This is a genomic window from Flaviflexus huanghaiensis, from assembly GCF_014118685.1.
Lineage (GTDB): Bacteria > Actinomycetota > Actinomycetes > Actinomycetales > Actinomycetaceae > Flaviflexus > Flaviflexus huanghaiensis.
The window spans coordinates 1-25,482 of record NZ_JACFAK010000001.1; the positions used below are offsets into that span (position 1 = coordinate 1).

At 61.8% G+C, this 25,482-nt stretch carries 21 protein-coding genes; 14 read left to right on the forward strand and 7 right to left on the reverse strand.

The window, feature by feature from the left end:
* Window positions 1–896: 896 nt before the first annotated feature.
* Window positions 897–1,856, forward strand: a complete 960-nt coding sequence (locus H7E91_RS00005) for a ParA family protein (protein ID WP_277814752.1) — start codon at window positions 897–899, stop codon at window positions 1,854–1,856.
* Complete coding sequence (locus tag H7E91_RS00010; RefSeq protein WP_182353024.1) at window positions 1,856–2,914, forward strand: ParB/RepB/Spo0J family partition protein; 1,059 nt, start codon at window positions 1,856–1,858, stop codon at window positions 2,912–2,914. The genes H7E91_RS00005 and H7E91_RS00010 overlap by 1 nt, the downstream gene beginning before the upstream one ends.
* Before the next feature lie 10 nt (window positions 2,915–2,924).
* Here H7E91_RS00010 and H7E91_RS00015 read toward each other — a convergent pair whose 3' ends face one another.
* Genes H7E91_RS00015 through H7E91_RS00045 form a run of 7 tightly spaced genes read right to left on the reverse strand, consistent with a single transcriptional unit; the run spans window position 2,925 to window position 12,340 of the window.
* On the reverse strand, window positions 2,925–3,884 hold the full coding sequence (locus H7E91_RS00015; RefSeq protein WP_182353025.1) for a D-alanine--D-alanine ligase family protein: 960 nt from the start codon (window positions 3,882–3,884) through the stop codon (window positions 2,925–2,927).
* Between the two features lie 13 nt (window positions 3,885–3,897).
* A complete protein-coding gene (locus tag H7E91_RS00020) occupies window positions 3,898–5,229 on the reverse strand; it encodes an aminotransferase-like domain-containing protein (protein WP_182353026.1) in 1,332 nt (443 codons plus the stop codon).
* A gap of 24 nt (window positions 5,230–5,253) precedes the next feature.
* Window positions 5,254–5,553: a thioredoxin family protein gene (locus H7E91_RS00025; RefSeq protein WP_182353027.1), complete on the reverse strand. Its 300-nt coding sequence runs from the start codon at window positions 5,551–5,553 to the stop codon at window positions 5,254–5,256.
* A complete protein-coding gene (trxB, locus tag H7E91_RS00030; protein WP_182353028.1) occupies window positions 5,543–6,475 on the reverse strand; it encodes a thioredoxin-disulfide reductase in 933 nt (310 codons plus the stop codon). The genes H7E91_RS00025 and trxB overlap by 11 nt, the downstream gene beginning before the upstream one ends.
* 10 nt (window positions 6,476–6,485) lie before the next feature.
* A complete protein-coding gene (gene murJ, locus H7E91_RS00035) occupies window positions 6,486–9,788 on the reverse strand; it encodes a murein biosynthesis integral membrane protein MurJ (RefSeq protein ID WP_182353029.1) in 3,303 nt (1,100 codons plus the stop codon).
* A 3-nt stretch (window positions 9,789–9,791) separates the two neighbouring features.
* Window positions 9,792–11,807, reverse strand: coding sequence for a DUF6049 family protein (locus tag H7E91_RS00040; protein WP_182353030.1), 2,016 nt, complete (start codon window positions 11,805–11,807; stop codon window positions 9,792–9,794).
* Complete coding sequence (locus H7E91_RS00045; protein ID WP_206680298.1) at window positions 11,804–12,340, reverse strand: NUDIX domain-containing protein; 537 nt, start codon at window positions 12,338–12,340, stop codon at window positions 11,804–11,806. The genes H7E91_RS00040 and H7E91_RS00045 overlap by 4 nt, the downstream gene beginning before the upstream one ends.
* A gap of 88 nt (window positions 12,341–12,428) precedes the next feature.
* Between H7E91_RS00045 and H7E91_RS00050 the strand changes: the two genes are divergently transcribed.
* The 12 genes from H7E91_RS00050 (at window position 12,429) to H7E91_RS00105 (ending at window position 25,459) form a co-directional block, all read left to right on the forward strand.
* Window positions 12,429–13,874, forward strand: coding sequence for a CCA tRNA nucleotidyltransferase (locus H7E91_RS00050; RefSeq protein ID WP_338401676.1), 1,446 nt, complete (start codon window positions 12,429–12,431; stop codon window positions 13,872–13,874).
* Entirely contained in the window at window positions 13,874–15,175 is a 1,302-nt protein-coding gene (locus H7E91_RS00055) for an MFS transporter (RefSeq protein WP_182353032.1), read from the forward strand. The genes H7E91_RS00050 and H7E91_RS00055 overlap by 1 nt, the downstream gene beginning before the upstream one ends.
* A gap of 91 nt (window positions 15,176–15,266) precedes the next feature.
* On the forward strand, window positions 15,267–16,613 hold the full coding sequence (locus H7E91_RS00060; protein ID WP_182353033.1) for an AI-2E family transporter: 1,347 nt from the start codon (window positions 15,267–15,269) through the stop codon (window positions 16,611–16,613).
* Window positions 16,614–16,621: 8 nt separating this feature from the next.
* Window positions 16,622–18,928, forward strand: coding sequence for a transglycosylase domain-containing protein (locus H7E91_RS00065; protein ID WP_182353034.1), 2,307 nt, complete (start codon window positions 16,622–16,624; stop codon window positions 18,926–18,928).
* A gap of 94 nt (window positions 18,929–19,022) precedes the next feature.
* Window positions 19,023–19,316: a 30S ribosomal protein S6 gene (rpsF, locus tag H7E91_RS00070; protein ID WP_182353035.1), complete on the forward strand. Its 294-nt coding sequence runs from the start codon at window positions 19,023–19,025 to the stop codon at window positions 19,314–19,316.
* A gap of 23 nt (window positions 19,317–19,339) precedes the next feature.
* Window positions 19,340–19,855: a single-stranded DNA-binding protein gene (locus H7E91_RS00075; protein WP_182353036.1), complete on the forward strand. Its 516-nt coding sequence runs from the start codon at window positions 19,340–19,342 to the stop codon at window positions 19,853–19,855.
* Between the two features lie 41 nt (window positions 19,856–19,896).
* Window positions 19,897–20,133 (forward strand): 30S ribosomal protein S18, encoded by a 237-nt coding sequence (gene rpsR, locus H7E91_RS00080; protein ID WP_126040888.1) that lies wholly within the window; start codon window positions 19,897–19,899, stop codon window positions 20,131–20,133.
* Between the two features lie 9 nt (window positions 20,134–20,142).
* Window positions 20,143–20,592 carry a 50S ribosomal protein L9 gene (gene rplI / locus H7E91_RS00085; protein WP_182353037.1) on the forward strand — a complete coding sequence of 150 codons (450 nt, stop codon included), beginning with the start codon at window positions 20,143–20,145 and terminating at the stop codon, window positions 20,590–20,592.
* 63 nt (window positions 20,593–20,655) lie between these two features.
* A complete protein-coding gene (locus tag H7E91_RS00090; RefSeq protein WP_182353038.1) occupies window positions 20,656–21,480 on the forward strand; it encodes a ribonuclease H family protein in 825 nt (274 codons plus the stop codon).
* Window positions 21,481–21,612: 132 nt separating this feature from the next.
* Window positions 21,613–22,269: a DUF3152 domain-containing protein gene (locus H7E91_RS00095; protein WP_182353039.1), complete on the forward strand. Its 657-nt coding sequence runs from the start codon at window positions 21,613–21,615 to the stop codon at window positions 22,267–22,269.
* Between the two features lie 10 nt (window positions 22,270–22,279).
* Window positions 22,280–24,364, forward strand: a complete 2,085-nt coding sequence (locus H7E91_RS00100; protein ID WP_182353040.1) for a S9 family peptidase — start codon at window positions 22,280–22,282, stop codon at window positions 24,362–24,364.
* 45 nt (window positions 24,365–24,409) lie between these two features.
* Window positions 24,410–25,459, forward strand: coding sequence for an LLM class flavin-dependent oxidoreductase (locus H7E91_RS00105; RefSeq protein ID WP_182353041.1), 1,050 nt, complete (start codon window positions 24,410–24,412; stop codon window positions 25,457–25,459).
* The last annotated feature ends 23 nt before the right edge of the window (window positions 25,460–25,482 follow it).

The following is a 25,482-nucleotide window of genomic DNA, read 5'->3' on the forward strand; positions in this document are numbered from 1 at the left end:
AGATCTCACCCAGGACGACCTCAACAAAGTGGCGGCACGGTTGAACTCACGACCGCGTAAGACACTCAGTTTTGATACCCCAGCCGATAGGCTTGAAGCACTGTTGCGCTGACCGGTTGAATCCACCCGTGCTTACTTTGGACAGCCGAGATGACAGCTCTGAAAGAGGAACAGATTCAACGGGACTGCGTCTAATGAAGATTTACGAGAGGGTTGCAGCAGGCGGTGCCGGCGAGGTTAGTCGGCCTCTATCTTGGTTTGGGCAATTGATCGATCACCCCAGTGATCGAGAATATTGAGGCGACGGTTGTTGTAGAAGTCGCCTACCGCTATGCCGATCGGTCCAGCGCTACACATTCGTCGAGAGCATGCGCAAAGTCACGGTCGGATAGTGCGCCAAGCAATTGTGACGAACACATTGAAATACCGTCATTCCAGCTGTTCTCGTGTACAAGACGTCATTGTCTATTTGAAACCCGGATCCGGTATGTGCCTCAAGCTGTCGTTGCACCGGCTAGCACAATGATGAAAGTAGACGTAAGCCGAGAATGCGTGATCTACATGAGGGCGTCTGTCTTGCAGCGATGTTTCACGTGAAACATCGGCGCGGAGATCTCACACCGAGTTATGAATCCTGGTAGCCCGAAAGAAGGTCGTAGCGACGACGAGCAGAGCCACTCGTGCAGCGCACGGTTGGTGACTGCAACAGAAAACCAAATTCGCAGGTTGAAACTCGTTCGACTAAACATTTCGTCTCGTCATGTTTCACGTGAAAAATTTGCCTACGCATGCACAGCGAGAGATGCATCGTGTTTCACGTGAAACGCGGGTCCACCTCGCCGCGAAATTATCGAAGACCCATAGAATCATGACAGAAGAAGATTACAGGAGTTCGAATGGCGGATCCCCGAAACAAGAAGTTGCAGGTGCAGGCAACGAAGTCGACAACATTTTATGACACGATCGCTACCGGAAGCGTTGGTTCGCCAATCGCCTCTGAACTCGCGCAAACCAAAAGTGCACGCCAACGACTCATGGAAGCGGAGTTCCCGAAGCCTGCGCACACCCGAATTATGGCGGTAACCAACCAAAAAGGAGGCGTTGGAAAAACAACGACAGCCGTCAACATCGCTGCCGCGCTCGCCAAGCACGGTCTTAATGTCATGGTTATCGACTCAGACCCTCAGGGCAACGCGTCCACAGCGCTCGGGATCGAGCATCATTCGGAGATTGCGTCTGTTTATGATGTGCTGCTCGGTGATATGTCGATTCGGGAGGTTGTACAGCAGAGTGCTGAAGGTCCGATGTTATCCGTCGTGCCAGCAACGATCGAGCTGTCTGGGGCTGAGATTGAACTCGTCGGTGTCGAGAACCGGGAAAGCAAGCTTGAAGCGCCCCTGGATGAATATCTCCGCACGGCCACTGAACACGATGAGCCCCGGCTCGATTATGTCCTAATTGACTGTCCTCCCAGCCTGGGTCTCCTGACGATCAATGCCATGGTGGCGGCTAATGAGGTGCTCATCCCTATTCAAAGCGAGTATTACGCGCTCGAGGGACTCAGCCAGCTTCTTAACAATGTTCAGCTGGTTAAGAATTCTTACAACAACATACTTGAGATATCAACTATATTGCTTACGATGTTTGACCGGCGAACTAATCTTGCGAATGAGGTGGCGCAAGACGTACGTGAGCACTTCCCAGAAACGACGTTGAACACAAAGATTCCACGCTCAGTGAGGATTTCTGAGGCGCCGAGTTTCGAGCAGACGGTCATCACTTATGACCCGTCCTCACCCGGTGCTATCGCGTACGAACAGGCCGCGCTCGAGATCGCGAAGCAGGGAGGAAAGTAATGACGGAGCGACGCAAAACCCCGGCACGGAAAAGCCTTGGAAAGGGGATATCGGCGCTCTTTCCGGCTCAGCAAGATACCTCAGGTGAAGCACCAAAGAAGCAGGCTATCGACGTATTCTTCGGAGAGGGTCCTCTCGCCGCCGTGGAAGAATTGTCTGTGCCCGAATCGGCACACACGCAAGAGCAAATTGCGCTCACGTCCGCTTCGCCAGAAGAGCCTCCACAGCTCGTGCCAGTGCCGGGGGCAGTCTTCACGAACATTCCTATCGGTGCGATTGTTGCCAACACAAAACAACCGCGCACTGTGTTCGACGAAGACGAACTCGCAGAACTTGCACAGTCGATAGCTGAAGTCGGACTCCTCCAACCGATTGTCGTTCGTCAAACGAGCGAGCACGATTACGAGCTCATCATGGGTGAGCGGCGGTGGCGCGCTTCTGCTCGAGCAGGGTTGACAACGATCCCTGCAATTGTCCGTGACACATCGGACGACGACTTACTACGAGATGCCCTGTTGGAGAACCTCCATCGAGTGGATCTGAATCCGCTCGAAGAGGCTTCTGCTTACCAGCAACTTCTTGAAGAATTTGGCTGCACGCAGGAGGAACTCTCACGTCGCATTGCACGCTCACGTCCGCAAATTTCCAATACGCTACGACTGCTCAAGCTACCTCCGCTTGTTCAACGCCGCGTTGCCGCTGGAGTGCTTTCTGCCGGACACGCTCGCGCCCTCTTGGGTCTAACGGATCCCGCCGCGATGGAGCGGATCGCCCAGAGGATTGTCGCAGAGGGGCTGTCGGTACGCGCGGTTGAGGAGATTGTGGCGCTGGGGGACGAGCCGCGCACGCGGGGAGGCGGCAGAACATCTGAGCGCCAGGCAGCACCACAGCTACAACGACTGTCAGAAGACCTGTCAAACAGGCTCGATACCCGTGTCAAAATCAGACTAGGAGCACGCAAGGGTACAATGACGGTCGACTTCGGTTCCATTGACGATCTCAACCGGATTCTCGACGTCCTCTCCCTACCAGTCGAGAGGGTCCCCGAGGCGGAATAGACTGATCGACTCAGAAAGCGAGTGCGGCCTCGACGATCTGCGCATACAGATCGGTCGGGGCCGTTCCGTTTTCCTCCGCATACCGCACGACCGCCTGCGGAAGTAGCGAGGTCTGTGTCATGCCCGGTGCCGAATTGACGTCGATGAACCACGGGATTCCCTGCGAGTCGACGATGAGGTCGGTGCGGGAAATGTGGCGCAGGTGGAGTGTGCGGTGGGCGGTCAGAGCAGCCTCCATACACGCATTGAGCAGATCATCAGATAGCCGAGCGGGAACAAAGTACTCGGAGCGCCCTGCGTTGTAGCGAGCATCGTAATCGTAGCGACCGTTCGTCACGATCTCGACAGGGGGCAAGGCAAAGGGCATGCCGCGCTCTACTTCAACGACTGACACCGCGATCTCTGAGCCAGCAATGTACTTTTCTATCAGCACCTGATCGCCGTACGCGAAGCTGTCGACCATCGCGCCCGGTAGATCCTTCGCCTCCGAAACGATGCTGACACCGAGAGCGCTTCCCCCGGCGGCTGGCTTGATGACAACGGGGAAGCCGTATCGCGCGGCAACGAGGTCAAGAATCGCGGTAGCGCCTACTTCCCTAAAGAGGGACTGCGGGAGCGACGTGGAGTCGGCGACCGCCACCCCGGCGTTCGAGACAATCGCCTTTGCGACAGGCTTTTGAAACCCGAGTCGGCAGCCGTGGGAGTCCGATCCAACATACGGCAGGCCAATGAGCTCCAGAAGGTCTTGCACGGAGCCGTCTTCGCCCGTCGAACCGTGAATGAGAGGCCACACAACATCCGGTTCAATAGCATCGAGGCGCTGCAGGAGGTTTGAATCGACGTCGAGCATCTTGACGTGGTATCCCGCCTCGGCCAAAGCCCCAGCAACGCGACGTCCAGAGTGGATCGATACGTCTCGCTCGTGGTTCAGTCCGCCAGCCAGAATTGCGACGGTGCGTGGTTCGGTCATAGCTCCTCCAGCTTCAGATCGTCTCGGTTGACGGGTATTCGACAGTGGAGCCAGGCGGGGTCCGATGCTGGACACCGAACATGTTGACCAGCTCCTTCTCGGCTTCAATAACGGTGCCAAGCCGGCGCACACCCTCGCGAATGTTCTCGGGCGTGGGATAGCAGAAGGACAACCGCATATAGTCCCTACCCTCACCATTGGCATAGAAAGCGGTTCCAGACACGTAAGCAACACGATGAGTGACAGCTCGCGGAAGCATGGCGTGAGCGTCGAGACCGTCGGGAAGCGTCACCCACGTGTAGAAGCCACCGTCTGGTACGGTCCACGTCGAACTGGGCAGGTACTCGGCGAGGGACTCCATCATCGCGTCACGCCGCTCCCGATACATGCTGCGATATTCCTTAACCTGCTGGAACCAGTCGTAGGATTTCAGGTACTCGGCGATCGACAACTGCCCCATCATGTTCGGGGAGAGAATCGCTGACTCTGCGGCGAGGACCATACGCTGGGTAACAGCATGAGGGGCCAGCGCCCATCCGACCCGGTAGCCGGGTGCAAAGATCTTTGAAAAGGACCCGAGGTAGACAACGGCGTCCGGATCGAATGTCTGCAGTGCCGGTAACGGCTCAGAGTCGAAGCCGAGAAGACCGTAGGGATTGTCCTCAAGGACAATGACGCCGTGGCGGCGACAGATTTCGACGACCTGCGGACGACGTTCGAGAGACATTGTCACGCCAGCAGGGTTATGGAAGTTCGGCACGGTGTAAAGGAACTTCACCTGTTTGCCGAGAGCCTCGGCCCGCTGAAGAGTCTCCTCCAGGGCGGCGGGAATGAGGCCATCATTGTCCATGGGCGTGTGAATAACTTCCGCCTGATAAGCGCGGAACACCCCGAGCGCCCCCACGTATGACGGCGATTCAGCGATGATGACGTCGCCCGGGTTGATGAAAATCTCGGTCATGAGGTCAAGCGCCTGTTGCGATCCGGTTGTCACGATGACGTCGTCGGGATGGGCATGAATCCCGTCGTAGCGCATGACCTCGACGATTTGGGTTCGGATTTCTTCCTCGCCTTGCCCGCCGCCGTATTGGAGCAACTTAGGGCCGCGATCACGTAGGAGACGCGCCGTCATCTCAGCCAAAAAGTCCAGCGGGAGCCCTTCGATATTTGGCATGCCGCCGGCGAGGGAGACGACTTCTGGTCGGTTAGCGACGGCGAACAGGCTGCGCACTTCGGAGGCCCGCATTCCCAGGGAACGGTCCGCATACGACGCGTACCACGGGTCGAGTCGGTTGCCAGCAGAGGCGCGTGCCGATCCCGTGGTGTTCTCGGTCGGATGTGCCATTGTTACTCCTCTACTGGACCTGTTCTAGTCTGCCACCCCTGTGGTTCCGGTTGGGGACACCGCGCGGACCGAGTTGCGGAGGAAGCTCCGAAGGTCGGCCTTGGGTCTGGTCCCAGTAAGACTATCGCGAACCTCTCCGTCACAGACGACGACGACCGTTGGGAGAGATTCGACCCCGAACCTGTCGGCGAGGTTCGGGGTCAGATCTGCATCGACGATCGACGCATCAAGGCCGAGCTCCCGCGTCACCTCAGAGAAGATCGGGGCGGCCTGATGGCAGGGATCGCACCAGGGTGCAGTGAAGAACAGTGCTTCACAGCTCATCAAGATATTTTTCGGCATCGAGAGCTGCCGAGCATCCAGTTCCGGCCGCTGTAATGGCCTGGCGGTAGCGGTGGTCAACCACATCACCACAGGCGAAAACGCCGGGGAGCGATGTTGCGGTCGTCGGATGATCGACGGTGATGTAACCGTTGACGTCGACGTCAAGCTGGTCCTTGACGAGAGCTGTGCGGGGGTCGTGCCCAATGGCGATAAAGAGACCACCGACCGGGAGCTCTCGCTGCTCGCCCGAATGTGTGTCGGTTAAGGTAACCGATTTGAGGCGACCATCCGGAGTGCCGTTAATCTTCGTGACAGCGCTATTCCACGCCATCTCAACCTGGTCGGCCGCAAGCAAACGGTCGGCCATGACCTTCGAGGCACGCAACTCGTCGCGGCGGTGGATAACTGTCACCTTCGAGGCGAACTTCTTGAGGAAAAGAGCCTCGGTCACGGCCGAGTCGCCGCCACCGACAACGGCGATTTCCTGGCCCCTGAAGAAGAAGCCGTCACACGTGGCGCACCAGGAGACGCCCTTGCCTGAGTAAATGGTTTCACCCTCAAGGCCGAGTTTCCGGTACTCGCTTCCGAGCGCGAGAATGACCGCCTTCGCTCGGTAATCACTCGTGTCGGTCGTGATCTCCTTGATGTCACCCTCGAGCTTGAGCTCGGTGGCATCTTCGAAGCGAACATCAGCGCCGAAGCGTTCAGCCTGCTCCCTCATATTCTCCATGAGGGCGGGGCCTTGGATGCCCTCGGGGAAGCCGGGGAAGTTCTCGACTTCGGTAGTCGTCATCAGTGCTCCACCGGCGTCGATTGCGCCAGCCAGCACGAGGGGTTTGAGTCCCGCACGTGCTGTGTAAATGGCGGCGGTGTATCCGGCGGGGCCGGATCCGACAATGATGATGTCGTGGATCTCAGTCATTGATTCCTCTTCAGCGAACAGTTATTTCAGAGATGTCGATTCGGAACAGTCCGTCTGAATTGGCGACCGGCAACTCGGTGAACCATAGAATGACCGTCTGCGAGACGATCGGCTCAGCCGCTGTCAGCACCGTTTCGGCGGACATGGCGGACTCCGCAAGAACCTGACCAGAGTCGGGAGCCGCATTGACGGTATCCCGCCACTGGACCAATCCGCCACTGCCATCAACGTTGAGCACGACGTCCGTGATCTCAGTTTCCTCAGTCAGCGTAATCTCGAGGCCGATGCCGTCCTTCAGCCAGAATTCCGGATCTGAATACCACCAGGACGACCAGGAGGTGGCCGGGTTGCCGTCGTACAGATTTGGGATCGAGCCAGGGTTGTCCTGAGCGTCGACGGTCGCCGGATCGAGCTGCGCGGCCTGTGGGTTGAGGAGGGTCACCGACTCGATCTGTGGCTCTGGATAGTCGACCGCCTCCTCTGTCGTCGGCTCGTCGGCAGGCGTTGACTCTTCTCCGTCGGTCTCTTCGTCGACAGCGGCCGTTGTCTCATCGTCCGCGATCGTGACGGGACTCGTATCGCTCATAAGGTACCGCAGTGCAAGGACTCCGATGACGACGACGAGGACGGCGATGACGGCGATAAGAATGTTCGAGGTCCGATCGGAGCGAACGTCATCCACCTGTTCCGCGGGACGAGCAGTCCACGCTGGCGGCTCAGCCGGCGACTCCGGGGTGCGCTGCGGCCAGACGGTCAACGCAGGACGCGGCGGGATGGGGCTCGCCGCCGTCATTGCGGGCCGCACGGGTTCCGCGAACGGGTCCGTGACAGCCGTCATTGCTCTCGTCGGCTCGAGATCCGGCATGCTGGCCGAATTGATCGTGCCCCACGGCGCAAGTGCTCGGATAACACCGCTCGTCGAGGTCGGACCGTCGCCACGGCTCACATCAGCCAGAAGAGTAGAGACCTCCTCGGAGGTGCTCGCGTCTGCGGCTCGTTGGAGGAAATCAGTGGTCTCCCCATCCCGGGCCGTCTCACCGAGAATGAGGGAAGCGAGGAGGACCGCGAGATTCTCGGCGTCCCTGCGGTCAAGCCCCTCCGGGTCGAGGTCAGCAGCATGCTGTCCTGCGAAGGCCGCATCGATTCCGAGACCGTCGACGAAGACCGAGCCCTCAGAGTCGAGACGGACGAGCTCCGCGCGAAGAGTGAGATGACGGACTCCGCGGCGCACTCCTGCCTGGATTGCGCCAGCTGTTTCGCCGACGATGGCGCGGGCCTGGTCTTCGGGGACTGGTCCTGCCGCAATATAATCCGCCATCCTCGTCCCGGTCGGAAGCTCGGAGACGATGACCGAGGCGCCTGGAATATCGAAGATCGACAGAAGCTTGATAAGGCGGACATCATCGACAAGGACGCCGCGGCGTGCCGCGTCGACGATCGCCTCACGGTCAGGATGATCGGTGGGAAGGACCATGAGGCGAACGTCCGCACCGAGCACGGTATCGACGCCGTTCCAGACTTCCATGCCGCCAGTCGACTCCATATGGTCGACGAGTTCGTAGCGATCGCGCAGCCGTCGTCCTGGTTCGAGGTTCAAGGACACATTTACTCCGTCGGTCGAGGATCTCTCACTTCGATCCAGTGTAGTGTCTTGTGATGACGGCCGTAGGCGCCGCAACACGCCCAGCAGGGGCCGCATGAGCACCGTGAGCTCCGGCATTCCACCCAGCCACATGATCCCCAGATAGATGGCGGTGACGATTGGGGTGATGACGATGATTCTCAGCACCGCCTCTGAGAACGTGAACTCCGCCATCACAGGTCCGAAGAGTCGAAGGACGGCGAAGCCGGCGACAGTGGCGATGAGAGCAGCAGCGGCGAGCCGGCTGAAGGAAGAGAGGATCGTCCGACCGTCGATCCGGCCGAGCCGGCGACGGAGCTGGAGCAAAGCCGCAAGGAACGTCGCAGTGTTCGTGATCGCCATCGACAACCCGACGCCCACGACAATGAAACGCGGTGGTAGGAGGAGCGCGGAAAGGATGAGGGCGGCGTGGAGAATAAAGAATGGGATCTGGATGAAGAACAGGCCCTTGGCGTCCTCCAGCGCGTAGTACACCCTCTGGAGCACGGTGAAAGAGCCAACACCAACGAGTCCGAGTGACATCGTCAGGAGAACGGGGCCGATCGATGAGACCTCTTGCCACGTCGATCCGGGGCTGACGACGCGGATAGCGGAGGTGGCGAGAACGGCGATGAGGGCGGTGGCGAGGAACGTGAAGACAGCAACGACCCGAAGGGCGCGCGACGTGTCGTCGCGGACACCCGCCATGTTTCCGCTCGTTGCCTTCTGTGCCATCCGGGTGAAGATCGCGGTGACGATCGAGACGACAACGAGGGAAGTCGGCAACGAGTAGAGGCTGTAGGCGGTTGTGTAAGCAGCGTTGCCAGGTACGCCGAGTGCGTCCAGCGGGTCCATCGTCGATGCTCGCTGGGAGGCAACCGAGGCAACGTTTGAGATGAGAAGCGTCGGGATCATGCCCGCACCCATCGAGGCAAGGACCCAGCCGCCCGACTGTGCCACTGAGCGGAGACCGGCTCCACGGAACGAGAAATCCGGCTTCAGCCGCACTCCCATCCGATACAGCGGCACGAGAAGGATCGCGGCCTGTGCAACGATCCCGAGCGTGGCGCTGCCGCCCAGGATCGCGATCCGCGTGCCATCCCACACCGACGCGTCGAGTGCGGTCTCGGGGCTCGTCGGGCCATAGAGGCCGAGGAGGGCGAGCATTCCGCCAATGGCGACGATGTTGTTGAGAACAGGCGCCCACATGTAGGGGCCGAAGTTCTCGCGGGCATTGAGGATCTGACCGAGTAGCGTGTACATGCCGTAAAAGAACACCTGGGGCACGCACCAGTACGCGAAGGCAACGGCGAGCTGATACCACTCGCCTCGCAGGCCGGATGCAAAGAGTGTGACGAGCAGGGGGGAGGCGAGAGTGAGGACGGCCGTGATCGCCCCGAGCACGACAACCCCGAGCGTCACAAGCTTATTGATGTAGGCCGTCCCGCCGTCATTATGGCGGCTCGAGGCGCGAACGATCGCTGGCACGAGAACGGCGTTGACGACGCCGCCTGCAACCAGCATGTAGATGAGGGTGGGGAGCTTGTTCGCAACGTCGAAGGCGTTGCCCGCCGGATAGTTGAGACCGACGACGATGGCAAACAGCAACGGGGAGCGGACAAGTCCCAGGATGCGCGAGACGAGAGTACCCGCGAACATCACCGCAGAACTGCGGGCAATATTGCCGGCCACTGCCTACTCCTCCGATTCGAGAGCGCCCGGCTCGCTGACGGGCGGGGTGCGGGTACCGCGTCGAGCGGAGCGGACAACACCAACGATAAGAATGATAAGGAAAGCTCCCGCGATGATTGCGGTGCCCATGTTCTCCCAGTCCGCACGAACCCGGATGTTGATCTCGGTGCCGGTGCCGATGACCTGGCCGACCGGACCGACGATATCGACCCGGGTGCTGATGTTGCCGGATCCGATTGCCCGCACGGGTACGCCGACTGTCTTTGTCGTATTCGGCTGAAGGACCGTCGACACGGGCTCGAACTCCAGCCTGCGATCGTCGCTCCGCATCTCAACCGCGACCGAGATCGGGACGGGCAGACCGGATGTGACGTGGACGGGGAACTCCGAGGCGCGGGAGATGAGGTTGACAGTCGATGAGGGCTGGACGGCGAGCTGGGCCGATAGTGATGCCGCCAAGGTCTCGAGTTCCTCGACCCTCGAGTCGAGATCCTGCGGTGTGAGCGCCGCCGAACCAGCGACTTGGACCGTCGCCGCGACTGCGTCTCGGAACATGTCCGGACGGACCGTGAGATCACCGATCGTCGCGATGAAGATCTCGGCCTCACGGATGCTCGCCACCGCTTGTTCCAGCCGAGATCCACTGACAGGATCGGCGCTCGCCAACCCTGCCCGGTCAAATGGGTCGAGTGGGAGCTCCTCGATGTCGGATGCCGTTCCACCTTCAAGCCACGCCGCACCATCCAAAATCTCGAGCACGTCGTTCACCTCGGCCGCGTCCGCACCGCGTGGAAGCATGAAGGCGAGAGGCCGGTGGTCGTTGGGGCGCTCGCGGTAGTGGGCGGCGGTCAAGGCGACGAGGGTCTGCCGTCGGTCGAGGTCAGACATGCTCCCTTCCCCGGCGAGGAGGCGGGACAGCTCCGCATCCGCGACGATCGCAGGAGTTTCGTCGATGACGGCATGTGCGGACGGGGTCCAGTTGAGCGGCTCGATGGGTGGCACGTCCGTGTTCTCGAGCGCGAGAACGTCCGCCCCATTCGCCGCCCCGAGCTCGGCGACCTCGTCTGTCAGCGGTCCTGGAGCAACGAGCAGATCGGTTCGGGCCGGGACATCGCGCTCGTCGAGGTCAGCCCGCGTGCGTTCGACCTGCTCGACGTGGGGCTTGAAGAATTCATCCGCTCCCGTCTTCGCCCAACCGGCGAGGTCCGCATCGAGGGCAGGCAAGAGGACGAGCTCGTGACCATCGCCCGAGGCGAAGGCTCGGAGAGGGTCCGCAGTCGCATCGAGCGTCCCATAGTCGGAAGCGGCGAAAGAAGAATCGAGGGCGAGGGTGATGCCGGGGCTTGTCAGCGCGCCGATATCATCGACGACTCGCTCTGTTGCCGACTGGATGGCATCACCGATCGGGTCCGGTAGCTCACCCTCCGGGTCGAGCGTTCCCTCGCGCAGGGCAGCGACGCTCTCCTCGTAACGTTGACGTGATGACGGAACCTCGTCAAGCTCATCGGCGGAGACCGTCAGGGGAAGAATCGTCGTAAATGTCATCGGCTCGAGTTCGAAGGACGGCTCCGTTGTGAGGATTGTTCGGTCGATGATCGTCTCATCATCGACGCTGACACTCGCCTGGAAGCCTCGCGGTCCCCACGAGACGGACGTGTTGCCCCATGTGAGAACCTCGGCAGGTATGTCGATATCGAACGTTGTCTCGCCTGTCGGCACATCGACTGTTCGCCGATCGAGAGTCAGCATCTGCGCCGACATACTGTCGTCCGAAATCCAGGATGACAACGTCGCGCGGTAGAGCGGAACCGACGCCTGAACGGTGAGATCGAGCGGCACATCCCGAAGCCGACTGCCGGGGTTCGTCACAGTGACGGACACGGGGACTGATTCGCCGGGACGATGGACGGCGGCAATGTCGGTGATCTCGATGTCGATGGCGTCGCTGGACTGCGCCGCCGCCGGTGGCGCGAATCCGAAAATGGCGGCCACGCTCACCGCTGCCATGAGCTGCTTCACGCTTTACCCGTCAAGACATCACGAGCGAGAGAGGCGATTCGGCGCTCGTTCGGGTAGGCGAGACGGGAAGCAACGTGATCGAGACGGATCCACGCCACGTCTTCCGCCTCTTGATCGGGGTCATTCTCGGTTGTCAGCTCTCCGGAGAGGGCTTCGAGAAGGAAGTGATGGACAACCTTATGCACCCGTCTGTCCGTCCCGGAGAACCAGTAGTCGATTGTCGCAAGGTGCGTGAGGATCTGGCCAAGGATGCCGGTTTCCTCGTGGATCTCCCGTACCGCGGCCTCTTCGGCGGTCTCCTCACCTTCGAGATGGCCCTTGGGCAGGCACCATTCGAGTCGACCAGCACGGTTTCGGCGAGCGATGACGGCGACCCAAGCGATGCCATCGACGGGTTTGACGACAATGCCGCCCGCCGAGGTCTCGTTGACGACGGGAAGATAGGAGCGTCGGGAGCCGATTCGGGTCGCTGGAACCGCACGGCGCCACGGCTGTGGGCCGCGCGGTCGAGGAATCGGGTCCGGCATCGGCATACTCTTAACTGTAATAATGTTCGCGCAAGTCTATCCCAGCAGGCACGTCACCGGCGTGGCCCTGCCCCACGTAAGGACGTGACCGAAGGTGTCCAGCACTCAGGAAACCGCACGCCGTCTCGGGGCCGCACAAGCGGCCCTCGCCGAGCTACCCGCCGCAGTTATGCGGCTATCTCAGCGTTTTACGGCTGCCGGTCACGAGTTTGCGCTCGTCGGCGGACCGGTGCGCGACGCCTTCCTCGGCATCCCCGCAAACGACATGGACTTCACGACGTCCGCACGGCCGGACGAGACCCTGGCATTGCTCAACGAGGCGGGCGCGTCGACGTGGGACATCGGGAGAGAGTTCGGCACAATCGGTGCCTCTTACCAGGGCGTCACGGTCGAGGTTACGACCTATCGCTCGGATGAATACGATCCGGACTCCCGCAAGCCTCAGGTTGCCTTTGGCGACACCCTTGAGGGGGATCTCACACGCCGGGACTTTACGGTCAACGCGATGGCGGTGCGGCTACCTTCCCTCGAGTTAGTCGATCCGTGCGGCGGCCTGCAAGACATTGTCGACGGGCTCCTGCGTACTCCTATCGACCCACATATCTCCTTCAGCGACGATCCTCTTCGGATCATGAGGGCCGCCCGATTCACGGCCCAGCTCGGCTTTGATGTCGACGAGGCGACGATGTCAGCGATGGCGGAGCTGGCTGACCGCCTGGAGATCGTTTCGGCGGAGCGGATCCGGTCGGAGCTCGAGAGGCTCATGGTGTCCCCGCACCCTCGGAGGGGAATTGAGCTCATGGAGTACACGGGTGTGGCCGAGCTCGTCCTGCCTGAAGTCGCCGCCCTGAAGACAACCGTCGATGAGCACGGCCGACACAAGGACGTGTACGAGCACACTCTGACCGTCGTCGACCAGGCGATCCAGCTGGAGACGGATGAGGACGGCCCGGTCCCGGCACCGGATTTTGTGCTTCGCTTCGCAGCCCTCATGCACGATATCGGCAAGCCACCGACCCGACGTTTCGGCCCGGGAGGGAAGGTGACGTTCCACCAGCACGATATTGTCGGCGCGAAGATGACGCGCCGCCGCATGCAGGCGTTGCGGTTCGACAAACAGACGATCAAGGACGTCTCCAGGCTCGTTGAGCTGCATCAGCGTTTTCATGGTTACGGTGATGCGACGTGGACGGACTCGGCTGTTCGCCGCTACGTCAACGACGCGGGTCCGCTACTGGAGCGTCTCCATCGGCTCACCCGCGCCGACTCCACAACTCGCAACCAGCGCAAGGCTATGCGGCTCCAGGCCGCGTACGACGATCTGGAGGGCAGGATTGCGAAGCTCGCTGAAAAGGAGGAGCTTGCATCTGTTCGGCCGGACCTTGACGGGAGTCAAATCATGGAGATCCTTGGCCTGGAGCCGGGGCCGGCCGTCGGCAGGGCTCGCAAACACCTCCTCGATCTGCGGATGGAGCACGGCCCACTCGAGGCCGAAGAGGCCGAGAGGTATCTCAGGCAGTGGGCGGAGGAGAACCTGTAGTGGCGGTCCTGGCCGACCTTAAGACCCTTCTCGTCCACGACGGCTTTCGGCGGCTTTTCCGTGTTCGGCTCATTTCCCAGTCGGGAGACGGCATGTTCCAGGTCGGTCTTGCCACCCTTTACTTCTTCAATCCGACAACGATGACAACGGCAGCTGGTGTGGCGGCCGCGTTCACAGTCCTTCTATTACCGTTCACCATCGTCGGACCATTCGTGGGTCCACTCCTCGACCGGTGGAGCCGTCAGGCGGTCCTTTTCTGGGGTAACGCCATCAGGGCCGTTCTCTGCGTCATCCTCGCGGTGCTCATGTTCACTGGAGCCGGCTTCATTCCCATCTCTGTCCTCGCGCTCAGTACCCTCGGTATCAATCGTTTCCTCCTGTCGGCCCTCTCCGCGGGTTTGCCGCACGTCGTACCCCGCCCGCAACTCATCATGGCAAACTCGATCGTCCCGACAATCGGTGCGGTCGCGACAGTTGTTGGTGCAGTGCTGGGCTTTATCCTCAACAGGCTCACCCCCGAAGGTTCCGTGCGGGACGCGTCGGCACTGGTCGCCGCGGCGCTCCTTCTCCTCGCGGCTGTTTGGGCTGCCTCGCGGCTCGGTCACCGTGAGCTTGGCCCGGACGAGCCGGCCGAGGTTCCGCTCGGATCCCAGGTCATGGCAGTGTTTGAGGAGCTGTGGCGCGGGGCTCGCTACCTTGCTCAACGCGGCACCCCCGGCCACGCCCTCGTCGTCATGGCTGCCCACCGATTCCTCTACGGCGTCAACTTCATTGCCTTGCTTCTAATCTCCCGCAACCTGCTCTCGGACCCGGCTGATCCGGATGCGGGACTCGCCATGTTTGCACTGCTCGCGGGGATATCGCTTGCCGGCAACGGGTCCGCCATCATCCTTACCCCCATCGCGCACGAGCGCCTCCAGCCATGGCAGTGGATCGTCATGTGCCTCGGCATCTCCACCCTGTCCCAGGCCATCCTCATCGCCACACCCGGCCTGCCGTGGATCGCGGTCGCGGCAGCCCTGATGGGACTTGGCGTCCAGGGAGCGAAAATCGCTGTCGACACGATTGTGCAAAGGGACGTTGTCGACGGCTTTCGGGGCAGAGCCTTTGCCCTGTACGACATGATGTACAACGCCGCCTTCGTCGGCGCAGCTGCGCTTGCCGCACTCATCCTCCCGGACACGGGCTGGTCGCGAATCAGTTTCGCCGCGCTTGTCGCCCTCTATCTGATCCTCGCCGCCTGGTATTCCTATGCGACAACGAAAATTAGCGGCACGCCGCGTCCGGTGACGTCCAGCTAGACGTCGAAGCCGGCCGTGCCACGACGACCCACGTACTGAGAATGGTCCGCTGTGGCTGTAATCTCAGATCTGGAAGAGAAGGGTGGCTCCCGTGACGAAAGACGAGACGGAATCGACCGCGCCGAGCTCGGCGTCCCCGGACGCGTCAGCGTCTCATGTAGCCGAGCCCGACAGTCAGAAGCCTGAGGTCGGCGACGTCGTTCTCCGCCAGAGCGGGGGGAGCCCGATTCCCTCCGGTGCGTGGATCCTTATTGTCGGGGCGTTTATGACGGTTGGCTTATGGGGGCTCAGCAGGTTTGCCTCGATCCTCGCCCCGGCCTTCCTTGCCCTCACGCTCGTGCTGACGATTCGTCCGATTCACCGGCGGATGGTCCGCAAGGGGGTACCGAAGTGGGTTTCCGCGATCGCGTCGATTCTCGTTCTTGTCCTCACTCTGTCGCTCGTTATCGGCCTCACCGTGCTCGCGTTCCTCCCGCTGCCGGATGTCATTGCCTCCTACCAGTACAGCTTCACCCGGATGGTGAACGACGTCGCTAACTTCCTGGAGAACAACCAGTTCCTCCAGGAGCAGGGGTACGACGTGTCGGCGTTTGACACGCTCCTCGCACAGCTCGACCTCAACACGGTCATGTCAACGGTTGGCACCCTCATCAACCAGATATCGGGCTTTAGTGGCTTCGTTGCCGTTACCGCGCTCTCAATCTTCTTTATCGTTATCGACACGATGACGATGGATTCGCGTTCCCGGATCGTTGAGAGAGCGGCACCTGAACTACATGAGGCTCTGTCGGGTTTCGAAGGGAGGGTGCGTCAGTACTGGCTTGTGTCGACGATCTTCGGCGCCATCGTCGCTGTGTTCGATTGGATCGCCCTCGAGGCTCTCGGCATTCCTCTTGCGCTTGCGTGGGCGGTCATCGCCTTCGTCACGAACTACATTCCGAACATCGGCTTCATCCTCGGTGTGTTTCCGCCCGCTCTTATCGGACTGCTCGAAGGCGGTTGGCAGCTCATGCTGTGGGTGGTTGTCGCGTATTCGCTCATCAACTTCGTCATCCAGTCCCTCATCCAACCAAAGTTCACGGCCGACGCGGTCGGACTATCGGTGACGGTCACATTCCTCTCGCTCATGGTGTGGGGTATCGTCATCGGCCCGCTCGGCGCTCTCCTCGCGGTCCCGCTCACGCTCTTTTTCAAAGCGATCCTCGTCGACTCGTCGACGTCGACGAGATGGTTGGACGCATTCCTTATCTCGGAAGGCGAGGCGAAGCGGAAGCTCGACTCCGGACGGTACGATGTCACGTACTCGTCACCCCACATGAGGGGCCGGCTACCGACCGTCGTGGCCCGCGCCACGAGAGGAATGAAGGGCTCCGGTGCTAAGCCGGAAAAAGTGACACAGCGCAGGATTATGCGCAGACGCTTCTCCCGTAGGGAATAATCGGGCGCATGGCAGGAAAGCGAACGAGCGCCGCACAAACGGGCAGAGCGCAGAGCACACGCAAACCGCTGTGGAACTACCCCCGCAGGGGCAGGGGCCCGATCCGGCGCTGGCTCCCGTCCTGGCGGTTCATCCTCGGCTCCATCCTCATCGTCATCGCCATCGGGGTCGGAGCGTTTGCCTACCTTTACGCGACGACCGACGTGCCCGAGCCAGATGACTTCGCTCTCGCTCAGTCGACCGACATTTACTACGCCGACGGCGAGACTAAGCTCGGCACGTTCGCAGACGTGCAGCGGACGTCGGTCTCCCTCGACTCGCTTCCCGACTTCGTTCCGCATGCCGTTGTCGCATCGGAGGATCAGCGCTTCTACGAGAACGCTGGCGTCGATATCCGTGGCACCGCACGCGCCGCTATCAACAACCTGCGCGGCCGGCCCCGCCAGGGCGGCTCGACCCTTACGCAGCAGTACGTCGAGCGGTACTACATGGGGACGACGACCGACATTCCTGGCAAGCTCCGCGAAGCTGTGCTCGCACTCAAGATCGATCAGGAGCAGTCGAAGGACGAGATCCTCGAGAACTACCTCAACACGATCTACTTCGGTCGCGGCACGTACGGCATTCAGGAGGCCGCCCAAGCGTACTTCGATGTCGACGCGGCTGATCTGACACTCGACCAGGCCGCCCTCCTTGTCGCCGTCATTCCCTCCCCGTCGCGCTGGGATCCCGCTATCGACCCCGATACGGCCATGGCTCGCTGGGAGCGCGTCATTCGGCGCATGACGGAAGACGGCTGGATCACCTCCCAGCAGGCAGCGGAGGCCCGGTTCCCGGACGTCGTCGAACGGGCGAGCCAGAACCAGTTCGCAGGCCCAACGGGCCACATCCTCGACGAGGTTCGCAGGGAGCTCGTGCGGTCCGAGGCGTACACGGAGGATGAGCTGGACACGCTTGGTCTCGACATCGTGACAACGATCGACCCTGATATGCAGCAGGACGCTGTGGATGCGGTTGCGAACCTTCCTGAGGACCGCCCGGACAACAACTACGTTGGACTCATCTCGGTCGACCCGGAGAACGGTGAGATCCGTGCGATGTTTGGCGGCGAGGACTACCTCGAACGCTCACGCAACAACGCAACTCAGGATCGGGCGCAGGCTGGCTCGACGTTCAAGCCGTTCGCGCTCATGGCCGGCATCGAAGACGGCATTAGCCTCAACGAGACATACGACTCGTCGTCGCCCTATCGGGTTGGCGACCTCGAGTTCGAGAATTTCCAGCAACGCGGCCTTGGCCAGATCAACCTTCTCGAGGCGACGGCGAACTCCGTCAACACGGTCTACATCCGGCTGAACGAACAGGTCGGACCTTCCGCGACGAAGGATGTCGCCATCCGCGCCGGAATCCCCGAATCCATTCCCGGTCTCGATGACACCTTGTCGAACGTGCTCGGCTCGGCCTCGCCAACGGCGAAAGAGATGGCGGGAGCATATTCGAGATTCGCGGCGCAGGGTGTTCGCACAACTCCTCATATCGTCCGCGAAGTTCGTAACGTCGAGGGTGACGTCACCTACCGGGGAGATACGTCCGGCGATCGGGCGTTCGAATCGGCTGACACCGCCCAGCTCACATATGCACTAGAACAGGTCGTTGCACCCAACGGCACAGCCCCACAGATTTCGCAGTTGGGCCGGCCGGTCGCAGGCAAAACCGGCACATCGTCGTTCCTTGTCTCAGCCTGGTTCGCTGGCTACGTTCCGCAACTTGTCACGGTCGTTGACATGTATCAGATCGGGCCGAACGGTGAAGAGGAGTCGCTCACCCCGTTTGGCGGGGCCTACGCCATCCAGGGTGGCGGTTATCCCGCGCAAATCTGGCTCGACTTCATGATGGAGGCGACGCGGGACATGCCGGTGGAGAACTTCCCTGAGCCGAAGATCCCTGAGCCAACCGGCATCCCAACACCGACGGAAGAGCCGACGACCGAGGAGCCGACGGAGGAACCGACGACGGAGGAACCCACCGAGGAACCGACGACGGAGGAACCCACCGAGGAACCGACGACGGAGGAGCCGACGACGGAGGAGCCGACCGAGGAACCAACGACTCCGGCGCCAACGACCGAACCAGAGCCGTCACCATCACCGACGCCAGCCCCGCCAACTCAGACGCCGACGGCGCCTCCTGGCCAGGGTGACGACCGGCCGGGGCGGCCCGGCGACGGTTCGAGGCCGACACCGCCGAATACCAATGCGGCGCCGCCAGGTGCGGAACGGCACACGGTGAACGCCCGCAGAGTTATGACATTTTGAAGCGACAACCTGTAGGGTGATCGGGTGTCTTCATTGACACAGATACCCTCCTGCCACGGAAAGACCGTGGCCGTTGAGACCAGAGGAGGTGGGTATGGATCAGCGTCAGTATGAACTGATGATCATCCTCGATCCGGAAGTTGACGAACGCAACCTCGCGCCCGCGTTGGAGAAGCTACTGAAAGTCGTTATCGACGACGGTGGCTCGATTGACAACGTGGACATCTGGGGCAAGCGTCGCCTTGCGTACGAGATCCACAAGAAGACCGAAGGCGTTTACGTCGTCGTCGAGCTGAAGGCTACGAGCGCTACTGCGCAGGAGCTTGATCGCCAGCTGGGTCTGAACGAATCCATCATGCGCACCAAGCTGCTGCGCAAGAACGACTGAGCAAGGCCAGTAAGGACTGAATCATGGCAGGCGAACCGATTATCACCATCGTCGGCAACCTCACCGCCGACCCGGAGCTCCGTTACGTGAGTTCCGGAATCCCGGTAGCGAGCTTCACGGTGGCGTCGACCCCGCGCACTCTCAACAAGCAGACCCAGCAGTGGGAAGACGGTGAACCGATGTTCGTCCGTTGCTCTGTCTGGCGTGAGTACGGCGAGAACGTCGCCCAGTCGCTCACGAAGGGCGCGCGAGTTGTCGTGACAGGAAAGCTCCAGGTCCGGTCCTACGAACACGAGGGCCAGCGACGCACCTCTATTGAGATGCAGGTTGACGAGATCGGCCCCTCTCTCCGCTACGCGACGGCGCAGGTCCAGAAGACCCAGCGCTCCGGCGGCGGTGGAGGCGGTTTCGGCGGCGGCTACGGCGGAGGAAACCGTGGCGGCAATGTCTCGTACGACGGCCCTTCCGGCGGCTCGACGAACGACCCGTGGGCCGATGGCCCGGCGGGCTCCAAGTTCGACGATGCCCCACCGTTCTAACTAACTTTCTGCGCGTCAGCGCGTAATCGAGGAGATCAATCATGGCGAAGCCAAACCTTCGCAAGCCGAAGAAGAAGCTCGGCCCCGTCAAGGTGACGAAGGTCGACAACATTGACTACAAGGACACCGCAACCCTGCGGAAGTTCATTTCGGACCGGGGCAAGATCCGTGCCCGCCGGGTGACCGGTGTGTCCGTCCAGCAGCAGCGACTCATCGCTCGGGCCATCAAGAACGCCCGTGAGATGGCACTGCTTCCGTACACGAGCAGCAGCCGCTAGGAGGTCATCATGGCAAAGCTTATTCTGACCCATGAGGTCGACCGTCTCGGCCAGCCCGGCGATGTCGTCGAGGTGAAGGACGGGTACGCCCGTAACTTCCTTATCCCCCGCGGCTACGCCACCCGCTGGACGAAGGGCGCTCAGAAGCAGATTGACCAGATGGAGATTGCTCGCCGCAAGCGCGACATCGCCTCGGTTGAGGATGCCCAGACCCTGCGTGACAAGCTCGAGGAGATGACGCTGACCATCACGGTCCGCACCGGCAACTCCGGTCGCCTCTTCGGCGCTGTCACCGCGGCCGATATTGCCCAGGCTGCGCAGGAGCAGACTGGAGAGGTCATCGACCGCCGCAAGGTCATGGTCGCGAACCCGATCAAGTCTGTCGGAACCTACCGGGTGGAAATCCGTCTCCACTCCGACGTCTCCGTCATGACGACGGTCGACGTCGTCCCAGAGTAGACAGCAGTCGAAGCGCCCGCCCGAGTGGCGGGCGCTTCGTCATGCTCGGGTAGCCTAGTTCGTATGGAATCCAGTGAGTGGCTCACCGCCGCAGATATTGCCCTTGCCTGCGGCACCGATCCGCAAACGGTGGTCCGCCACCTGGGCAGGCTCGGCCTCATTGGCACCGGGTCAGCACCGTCCCCAATGGCGCTACGCCACGATTTGGCGGTCGAGGCAAGTGACTACGCGCACGGTGCTGGACTTTGGCACGAGGACGTTTATGCGCTTCTCTCAGCGACAGGGCTGGAGAAGACCGCGGCACCGGTCGAGTACTCGGCCGAGCCGCTATTCGACGAGGAGGATGTCTCCCCGATTGAGCGGGCACGTTCCCGCGCGAAAAGCGCGCCCGCTGACGTGCCATCCAATCCGCCGACTAACAGGACCGGTCCGCACGTGCCGGGGGCAGATCTTTACGGCTTTGAACAGGTCATTGCGACCGATGGTGCGTGTTCGGGCAATCCGGGTCCAGGTGGCTGGGCGTGGGTTGACGAGCTGACGGGACAGGCCGGGTCAGGCGGGTCGCATCGAACGACGAACAACATCATGGAACTCACGGCCATGCTCGAGGCGCTGAGATATGCGGACCGTGACAAGAGCCTCCTCATCCGCGCCGACTCCCAGTACGTTATCAACGTCGTGACGAAGTGGGGTCCGACGTGGCGGCGGAAGGGGTGGAAGAAGGCAGACGGTAAGCCCGTTGCCAACCAGGAGCTCGTTGCCGCGCTGCTCGAGGAATACGAGAAGCGCACAGCCAAGACACGTATCGACTGGGTCCGCGGCCATGACGGTGACGCAGGCAATGAGCAGGCTGATCGCCTTGCCGTTGCCGAGCGTGACCGGCACTGACAACCGGTCGTACAGTTCGCGCACCTCTCAGCGCCCTGCTTCTCGGCATCGAGCTGCGCGGCCGTCGAACGCTGAGTGGCCGCTGGACGGATGCCTTGACGGGGCACCGGCAGTACTGCCTACGATCGCTGCATGGTCCGTTATCTTATTGTGATCCCATCTTTGCTAGCGGCGGCCGGATTGGCTGTCGTCGATGACGGGATCGGTGCAGCGTCGAAGGAGGGTGAGAGCCTCGGCGGTCTTCACCGTGAGGATCAGCCACGTGAGGGCTCTGGTGAATTCGACGAAGCGCAGGTTGATCATGACGCCCCCGATAGGGAGCGGATGATCGGTACTGCAGTGCTGACAGAGAAGGACGTGATGGTCGACACGGATGCTTTCGCCGAGATTGTCCTCGAGACATTGAACGACGAACGGGGCTGGGGAGGCGATGGCTCAGTCGGCTTCGAGCCTGTCGTCGTTGACGCTGCGGACCTGACTGTTCGCCTCGCGACGCCGGGGACTGTCGATGAGTTGTGTGCTCCGCTCAACACAAACGGTTACACGTCATGCCGGATCGGCGACGAACTCGTCCTCAACGTCGACCGGTGGGCGGCGGCAACGGAGGAGTTCCTCGACGCGGGTGGCACCCTCGATGACTATCGCGCCTACCTCCTCAACCACGAGGCAGGCCATTACCTCGGCCACGGGCATGAAGACTCCTGTGAGGACGGACTGGCGCCGGTCATGATGCAACAGACTCTCGACCTGCGAGGCTGTGAGCCTAACGGATGGCTCAACATCCCCTAACCTTGAAGGCATGACTAAGCCTCCTACGCCCCGCCGCGTGCCCGTCAACCGTGTCTTCCACGGCGACACTGTCACAGATCCATACGAGTGGTTGAGAGACAAGGACGATCCGGGGGTGATCGACTATCTCCATGCCCAAAACGCCTACACCGACCAGGTCATGACACCGACGGCGGACCTGCAGAAGACGATCTTCAACGAGATTAAGTCGAGGACGAAAGAGACTGACTCTTCGGTGCCGTTTTACAACCGCGGCTGGTGGTACTTTGCGCGGACCTACGAAGGTCAGGCGTATTCCTCCTATCATCGGGTGAAGGCGGACAGCCGCCCGGACCCGGACGTCATGACCGACGGCGAGCAGCTCCTCTTCGACCAGAACGTCCTCGCAGAGGGATATGACTTCTTTATCACCTCGGGCTTCGAGGTTTCTCCCGATGGTCGGCTACTGGCACTTGGCATTGACGCTGAAGGTGACGAACGATTCACCATCCGCATCATGGAGATTGACTCAGGTGAGGTCATCGACGAGGCCATCGTCGGCGCCGGGTACGGGATGGAGTGGTCGACCGACTCGCGGCACCTGTTTTACGGCATGGTCGACGACGCGTGGCGGGGTCACCAGGTATGGGCTCACCGCATCGGTGAGTCGATGGAGGGTGACCGCCTCATCTTCGAAGAGGAGGACGAGAAGTACTCCGTCCACCCCTACACCTCCCGCGATGGTCGGTGGCTCATCCTTCACTCCTCGTCCCGACTCACGTCAGAGGTGCGAGTCATGGAGGCGACGCCAGATGCGAACCCGGTCATCGTCTCTGAGCGCCGGCCGGGACTCGACTACACGGTTGAGCCAGCTGGGGACCATCTCCTTATCGTCCACAACCTGTCGCGCGTCGACTTTGAGGTGGCGACGGCACCGCTTGGAGCATCCGAACCGGAGTCGTGGGTGCCCCTCCTGGCCGCGAGTGAGGGTGAGCGAATCGAAGGCGTTAGCGCGTTTGCTCGCTTCGCAGTCGTCTCGATGAGGTCGGACGGGCTCCCGCAATTAAGGATCATTCCCCGGAATGACAGGTGGGGTGAGCCTTTTGTGCTGCCGAGCGCTGAACTGTCGACGATCGATCTCGCGAACAACCCCGACTACGAGACAGAGACGATCGATTACGCCCTTACCTCCCTTATCCAGCCGCCCTCGGTCTACAGCTACTCCGTCACGACCGGTGAGACCGTGCTTCTCAAAGAGCGCGATGTCCCCGGGTACGACCGGGGCCAGTACAGGACGAGCAGGGAATGGGCGACGGCGGACGATGGGACACAGATCCCGCTGACCCTCGCCTACCGTGCCGATGTGGAGCCGGACGGGACAAATCCGGGCCTCCTCTATGGCTACGGCTCATACGAGATCTCGATCGACCCCGTCTTCAGCACGTCGGTCGTCTCCCTCCTCGACCGGGGTGTCGTCTTCGCCTACGCACATGTCCGCGGAGGTGGGGAGATGGGCAGAGCCTGGTACGACACGGGCAAGATGCTGAGCAAGAAGAACACGTTCACCGACTTCATCGCCGCCGCCGATCGTCTCTTCGAGACCGGATGGGTCGACCGGAGCCGCCTGGCGGCTGAGGGCGGCAGCGCGGGCGGCCTGCTCGTCGGTGCCGCCGCGAATATGGGCGGAGACCGTTTCCGGGCCATCTCCGCAGTGGTGCCCTTCGTCGACAACCTCACGTCGATCCTCGATCCCTCGCTGCCCCTCACGGTCGGCGAATGGGAGGAGTGGGGCGACCCGTACCATGACCCGGACGTGTACGAGTACATCAAAAGCTACTCCCCGTATGAGAACCTTGAGGCGAAGGAGTACCCGGCGATCCTCGCGACCACCTCACTCAACGACACGAGGGTCTTCTACGTCGAGCCGGCCAAGTGGATCTCCCGCCTGCAGGAGATCGCGACGAACGGCCCCGACCGCCCGCTCCTCCTCAAGACGGAGATGGTGGCCGGGCACGGCGGCCGCTCGGGCCGCTACAACGCGTGGGAGGACCAGGCGCTGCGGCGCGCCTTCATCCTCTGGCAGCTCGGAGTCGGCGATGAGCAGGTTCGCCTGTAGCGGCAGCGCTTGAAGAGACGGGGCCGGGTCGGGAAGAGTGAGGGTATGACCGTACCGCTCAGCATTCTCGACCTGGCCCCGACATCCACAGGACGGAGCCGCAGGGATGCACTCGATGACTCCCTCCGCCTCGCCCAGGTCGCCGAACAGGCCGGATATAAGAGGTTCTGGATGGCGGAGCACCACGGGTCGGCCACCTTCATGTCCTCGGCCACCGCGCTGCTCCTCGGCCGGGCCGCCGAACACACCTCGACGATCAGAGTCGGCTCGGGCGGCGTCATGCTGCCGAACCATTCCCCGCTCATGGTCGCCGAATACTACGGCACCCTCGCCACCCTCTATCCAGACCGCGTCGACCTCGGCCTCGGCAGGGCGCCCGGCACCGACCCGGTGACAGCGGCGGAGCTCCGCCGCGGTGGAGCGGACCTCAACGATTTCGCCGCCGACGTGCTCAAGCTCAAGCGATTCTTCGGCGGCTCCGACGATGCGACCGTCGACCACGGAGTGCCGGGATCCCAGGCCTCCACGCTGGGGATCGAGCCGCGGGCACACCAGATCCGCCGCGCGGTTCGCGCGATCCCCGGCGAGGGCACGCATGTGCCGCTGTGGATGCTCGGCTCCTCCACGGGCGGAGCCCAGGTCGCCGCTGAGCTCGGACTGCCGTTCTCGTTCGCCTCGCACTTCGCCCCCACCCACATCGCCGCAGCTCTCCAGATCTATCGGGACCGGTTCAAGGCGGATGCCGAGACGGCCCAGGTCGATCGACCGACCGTCATGGCCGGAGTCAACGTCATGGTCGCGGAGACGGATCGCGAGGCCCAGTACCAGGCCAGCACCCACACGAAGCTCCAGTCGCAGCTCCGCTTCGGGTCGACCGGACCTCTGCAGCCGCCGAGCTGGGACGGGGTCGGGACGCGAGTGAACCCGGGAGTCGATCCGACCCACATCGTCGGCACCCCAGCCGACGTGGCGGAGCGGATCGGCCACTTCGTCGAGGCGTTCGCACTCGACGAGGTCATCGTCACCTGCTACGCATTCGACCCCGCCGTGCGGGAGAAGGCGCTGGTCAGCCTGGCGGAGGAGTGGTCTGCCTAGGGACGTTCGGCTCCCATGGAGGA